At 41.7% G+C, this 5,728-nt stretch carries 4 protein-coding genes; 1 reads left to right on the top strand and 3 read right to left on the bottom strand.

The window, feature by feature from the left end; all coding sequences use genetic code 11:
- The first annotated feature begins 98 nt into the window (after window positions 1-98).
- Window positions 99-311: a hypothetical protein gene (locus DP116_RS10320; RefSeq protein ID WP_169155105.1), complete on the top strand. Its 213-nt coding sequence runs from the start codon at window positions 99-101 to the stop codon at window positions 309-311.
- A 482-nt stretch (window positions 312-793) separates the two neighbouring features.
- Here the strand turns inward: DP116_RS10320 and DP116_RS10310 are convergent, their stop codons facing one another.
- The 3 genes from DP116_RS10310 to DP116_RS10300 form a co-directional block, all read right to left on the bottom strand.
- Window positions 794-1,576 carry a peptidylprolyl isomerase gene (locus DP116_RS10310; RefSeq protein ID WP_169155106.1) on the bottom strand — a complete coding sequence of 261 codons (783 nt, stop codon included), beginning with the start codon at window positions 1,574-1,576 and terminating at the stop codon, window positions 794-796.
- 307 nt (window positions 1,577-1,883) lie between these two features.
- On the bottom strand, window positions 1,884-3,419 hold the full coding sequence (locus tag DP116_RS10305; protein ID WP_169155103.1) for a beta-barrel domain-containing protein: 1,536 nt from the start codon (window positions 3,417-3,419) through the stop codon (window positions 1,884-1,886).
- A gap of 104 nt (window positions 3,420-3,523) precedes the next feature.
- Window positions 3,524-5,728, bottom strand: a 2,205-nt coding sequence (locus tag DP116_RS10300; protein WP_246275569.1) for a peptidase domain-containing ABC transporter, incomplete at its 5' end; no start/stop codon positions are given.

Below are 5,728 nucleotides of genomic sequence, written 5' to 3'. Positions count from 1 at the left end.
AATTTCAACTCCTTGAATTTCGATTTTATATCGTTAAAAATAGATGCAAGGGTTAAGCAAGAGCTTAATCCAAGTAACTACAAAATCAGGAAAAATTTATGTCTAAAATCACAGTTTCCGACCTGGCATTCGACTCAAAATCCTTTATCAATGAAGTAGCTGAAACAGAGTCTTCCTCTGTTAACGGTGGTGGTGATGCGCTAACTTTTGCGAGCAGCTACGGTGGATTCGTAATAGAAATTTCTAAAATTTTGCAAAATTCATTCTTGAAGGGTACAGCAATTTTAGCGATTGCCGAACTAGCGAAATAACGTAAATAACTAGTTTATTAGTATTGTTTATAGGGATGGGTAAAACCTATCTCTATAAATTTCATGTTTCCCAAAAATTCTGATCACTAATTAACTTTTATAACTCAAAAAATCACAATGGCTAAAATCACAATTTTTGATATCAATTCGACGAGTTGCCAAATTTTATCAGAATCTGAAACATTTCTAAATGAACTATCTGAAACTGAGTCTGCATCTGTCATGGGTGGTAATCCTTTTAGTATATTCGCAAATACCTTATTAAAAGCATTTGCTGCTTATCTGATTTACCTCATAGTCACAGATAGTTCATTTAAAAAATGATAAGAAAATCTCAATAACTCAAGACTCATACATCATACATTATAAACTCGGTAAGTTTTGCAAAACCGAGTTTTTCTGTTCAGAAGTCATTGATAATTGTTGTGAATTAAAAACCAGATACCAATTGTATCTGGTTTTTAAAAATTGTTTTATACCGATTAAGCTAGCTTCAGTAATTCCTGGACTGGTGGAGAATAGGAATCTGATTCAAAATGTGGAATAACTTCTATTTGCGCCATTTGTTCCTTTAACCAAGTGGAAAAAAAGTCGCTCATAATCTTCAAGCGTAACTGCTGATCTAATTCCGGACGAATGATTTCCTCAACCCTCAAGAGATGGATTCCTTGTGTAGTGACTATGGGTTTGAGTAACTGAGGAGGATTAGCGGCAAAGAGCGCAGCGGCAATATCCGGTTTAAAATCTTTACGAGGTCTTATTCCACGATATCCGCCAGTACGGCGAAGTTCTGGATTTTGGATGTGTTGACGAGTCATGTCTTGGAAACTCATTTCACCTTCAGTGAGTGCATAAAAAAGTTCCCAAGCTAAGTCTTCATCATCTAAGATGACTTCGTAAGTAACTGCTGCCAGGTAATCCAGTTGGTGTTCATAAAAGAATGATTCCACTTTATCTGCAAATAAATGATTCGCTAACTTGGCAGATAGTAGGTTAATTTCGGCTAATTGTTCAAACTCTTCCAAAGAAAGATGATGTTTTTGTAGCCACGCCCAAGTATCTTCCGCTTTCAGTAGGTTATTCGCTGTCCGCAGGCTATCGGCTGACTGTTGGAGTTCTTGTACTTCTACTTTAATCCCTGCAGTTCTTGCTGCATCAAAAATAATTTTGCGTGTTGCGATCGCATCTAATAAACCAGGAATCTGGCAGGAAAGTTTCAGTTGCTCTAGCATTTCTTTACCAGACACATTCAACACTTTTAACATCATCTTATTCCTCTGATTATTAACAATTTTTTGATGGGTACGAAAGAAATCAGGTTTAGAGTCAACAATTAGGAGTGTAAGGGGGTAAGGGGGTAAGGGGGTAAGGGTGTACACACAAGTCATCGAATTAATCAAAATTCCTTCGGAACCTCACCCTGCCCTGTCGGGCATCCCTCTCCTTGGTAAGGAGAGGGAAAGATTTTAGCGCCGATTCAAGCGAGGGTGAGGTTTTGAGCGAGATGTGTGTACACCGTAGCGTTATCATTGGTAACTGATAACTGATAACTGATAACTGGTTAACTGTTGGTTAAAGCTCTAAACCACCTTTTTGCAGCTTTTTAAACGGATCTAAAATGAAATCAATCACGCGCCGCTGACGAACAATAACTTCTGCTGTTGCTGTTTGACCAGGGGTTAAGGGAATATGTTTGTTACCAGATTGGATATCAGGCTGATTCAAGGATATTTCCAACTCAAAAGTTTCTATTTTGCCTTGGGGAGTTTCCTGAATTTTGGAGTCTGGTGAAATCCGAATCACTCGCCCTGGAACGACTCCATAATCTTGGAAGGGATAGGCGTCAAACTTGATTTTGACTGGCATTCCTAATTTCAAGAAACCACTTTGTTGACTAGGCATATTGGCTTTAAGTACAAAGGGAGTTTGTTTAGGGGCAATTTGGGCGATGATCTGACCGGGTTGTACGACGACACCAGGCTTTTTGATGGGTAAATCAAAAATGACACCATCAACGGGCGATCGCATAACTCGTTGCTCTAATTGCAGCTTTAAGGAATCGATTTGGTTTTTGGTTTGAGCAATTTCTGATTTCAGAGTCACTATTTGTGTGTGCAGGTCTTTTAATTGTTCCTGATTTTTAAAAACAGCTAGTTTCCCAGCTTGAATAATACTTTGATAGCTGCTTTGACTCTCTTGCAGTCTCAGTTTTGCTACCTGAATATCTACCTGGGCTTGACGCATAGTTGCCTGATAACGGTTTTGTTCTTCTTGGAAGCGTAGCTGGGCTTGTTTGATATCCGATTGCGTTTTTTGGTTGAGTCGTTTGCTTTCTTCTTCTTCTTTTCTGAGTTGGTCAATTTGATTTGCGGAAACCGCACCATCCTTCACGAGTTTGCTAAAGCGTTTGACTTGTTTTGAATCTATACTCAAACGACTTTGGGCCGACTTCTGGTCATTCTGAGTGCTGTTAATCTGCTGCTTAGCTTGATCTACTAAAGCCAGTTTTTCCAATTTTTGTAAGTTATAGGTACTCTGTTTTGCATCCAGGTTTTGCTTTGCTTGATTAACTTGGGCAATTTTTTCTGATTCTTGGGATTGGTTTTGTTGCTCTTGGACGCGAATTGCTAGTAGCAATTGGTTTTTGATGAGTTCTAGTTGTGCTTGCCGATTTATGAGTCCTTCTAGCTTTGCCTGCGCCTGTTTCAAGTCGGTTTGCATTACATCTGATTGTAGTTCTACCAGTAACTGTCCGGCTCGAACTTGCTCTCCTTCTTTCACCCTGACAGCAGTGATACTGGCGGTGACTTGAGAATCTAATCTTTGTGTTGCGCCTAGTGGTTCGATACGTCCTCTAGCAGTTCCTGTCTCATCAACTTGAGACAGCATTGCCCAGGGTAAGGCGATCGCACTAAAACCTATCAGCAAATATAACAAAGAGCGCGTCCAAAGACGAGGTAAAGCATCTAGTAGTTCTTCAGTACCGTAAAACCAATCTTTGGCAACTGCTACATTATTATTTTCCTCAACTACATTAGGTGGAGTGCTCAGTTGCTGATCATCGGTTGGGGTGAATGGTGATGATGAATTATTGGATGGATAAGCCATAGCTTAATTTCAGTTATCAGTTATTAATTAGCAGTTATCAGCTATCAATTAGCAGTTACCACTATTTATGATTGATGACTGGTAACTGTTCACTGATAACTGATTTAGCCTACTTGAGCAAGTTGTTGTTGATTGAGGTAGTAGTAATGACCTTTTTTGGCGATTAATTCCTTGTGAGTCCCGCTTTCCACCAACACACCTTGATCTAATACCAGAATCAAGTCAGCATTGCGAATCGTAGAAAGTCGATGGGCAATAATCAAGCTGGTACGTCCTTGGAGAATCGTTTTCAAATTGTTTTGAATGATGCGTTCTGATTCCGCATCGAGGTGACTGGTTGCTTCATCGAAAATTAAAAACCGGGGATTACCTAATAAAGCGCGAGCAATTGCTAGACGTTGGCGTTGTCCACCAGAAAGCATTCCGCCGCCTTCACCGATTTGGGTTTCGTAACCCATAGGTAATTGCTGAATAAATTCTGAAGCCCCTGCAAGATTCGCTGCTTCGGTAATCTCTTCTAAAGTGGCTTCTGGGTGAGCGATGCTAATGTTTTCCCGAATCGTACCACCAAACAAAAAGGTTTCTTGATCGACAACACCAATTTGTTGTCGTAGCGATCGCATCTGAAGAGTTGTCACATCATGACCATCAATCAATACTTTGCCATTTGTCGGGGTATATAAACCCAAAATCAGCTTGGAAAGAGTTGTTTTCCCGGAACCGCTACGCCCTACAACCGCTACAGTTTGCTCAGGCTGAATTTCAAAACTGAGGTTTTCCAGTACGTTGATATCACTTTCTGGGTGATAGCGGAAAGTCACATCACGAAAGCGAATGTAACCTCGTAGTCTTGGCAAAGATTGGCGTGGTTGATGTTGTAAGTCTTCTTCTGGTTCGGCTTCTAGAACATCATTAATCCGTTCGGTGGAAACCATCACTTCTTGTACTTGATTCCACAGCACTGTCAGGCGTTGGAAAGGATGAATGATGTTACCCAACAACATATTGAAGGCTACAAGTTGCCCAATTGTCAGTTGGTTGTGAATCACCAGCCATGCTCCAAACCATAATAATGCTGTATTTGCCACTGATTCGATGGTAGAACTGAGAACTTGCAGTTGGTTGGCAATGACTTGTCCGCCAAACATTTTTTTGATCAAATTATTTAGCAGTTCTTCCCAACGCCAGCGCACCGTTTGTTCAATTGCCATTGAACGAATCGAGCGAATTCCTGTCAGGGCTTGAATTAAATAACTGTTCTCGTCGGCTAAGGCATTAAAAACTTCACGGTTGATGCGGCGAAAAAAAGGTGTAGCAACCAGCGCCAGAATAAAAAATGGCGGCACAATCAACAGCACTAACAATGCCATCTGCCAGCTATACCAAAACATCAAACCCACATAGATAAACACCGTCAGTAAATCAAGAATGATTGACAGTGCTTCGCCAGTCAGGAAACGCTGAATTTTTTGGTTTTCTTGAACGCGAGAAACAATATCGCCGACGTAACGCGACTCAAAAAAGGCTAGGGGAAGGCGGAAGGTATGTTTGATAAAACCTACCATCAGGGCTGCTCCGATCCGGTTCGCTGTATGATCTAGCAGGTATTGTCGTAGTCCGTTCATGGCGACGCGGAACAAACCAAAAATCAGCAACCCTAACCCAATGGCAGTTAAGGTGAGGGTACTACCTTGGACAATCACCCTGTCTAACAGTAACTGGGTGAACAGAGGCGTGACGAGTCCAAACAGCTGGATAAAGACTGAAGTGATGAAGACTTCCAGCAGGACTTGCCAATGTGGTTTGACTAACTCCCAGAACTGCCAGAATGGTGTACTCGCTTCTTGGCTTTCTTTGAGTTCTGCTGTCGGTTGCACTAATAAGGCATAACCAGTCCACCCTGCTTTAAACTCAGCATAACTGAGGGTGCGTTGACCGATGGCAGGATCGCCGACAATTACCTGTTTTGGAGTGATTTCATAGACGACGATGTAATGCTTGCCTTCCCAGTGGGCGATCGCTGGTAGAGGTTGTTGTGCCAATTTGTCTAGGCTGGCTTTCACTGGACGAGTCGCAAAACCGATACTTTCTGCTGCTACTGCTAAACCTTGTAGAGATGCCCCAGTGCGCCTGACGTTAGCTAAATCCCGCAATATGTTGATGCTAAAGCGTTTACCCCAATAGCGACTCATCATCACAAGGCACGCTGCACCACAGTCTGAGGCACTTTGTTGTTCAAAGAAGGGATAGCGTTTCGTCAGGTGTGCCCATAAATGTCCTGCTTTTACCTGAGGGCTAGGGAAGTAGAC

Origin of the sequence: Brasilonema bromeliae SPC951 (assembly GCF_012912135.1) — a bacterium.
GTDB classification, from domain to species: Bacteria; Cyanobacteriota; Cyanobacteriia; order Cyanobacteriales; family Nostocaceae; genus Brasilonema; species Brasilonema bromeliae.
This window is presented reverse-complemented; position numbering and strand designations above follow the sequence as displayed.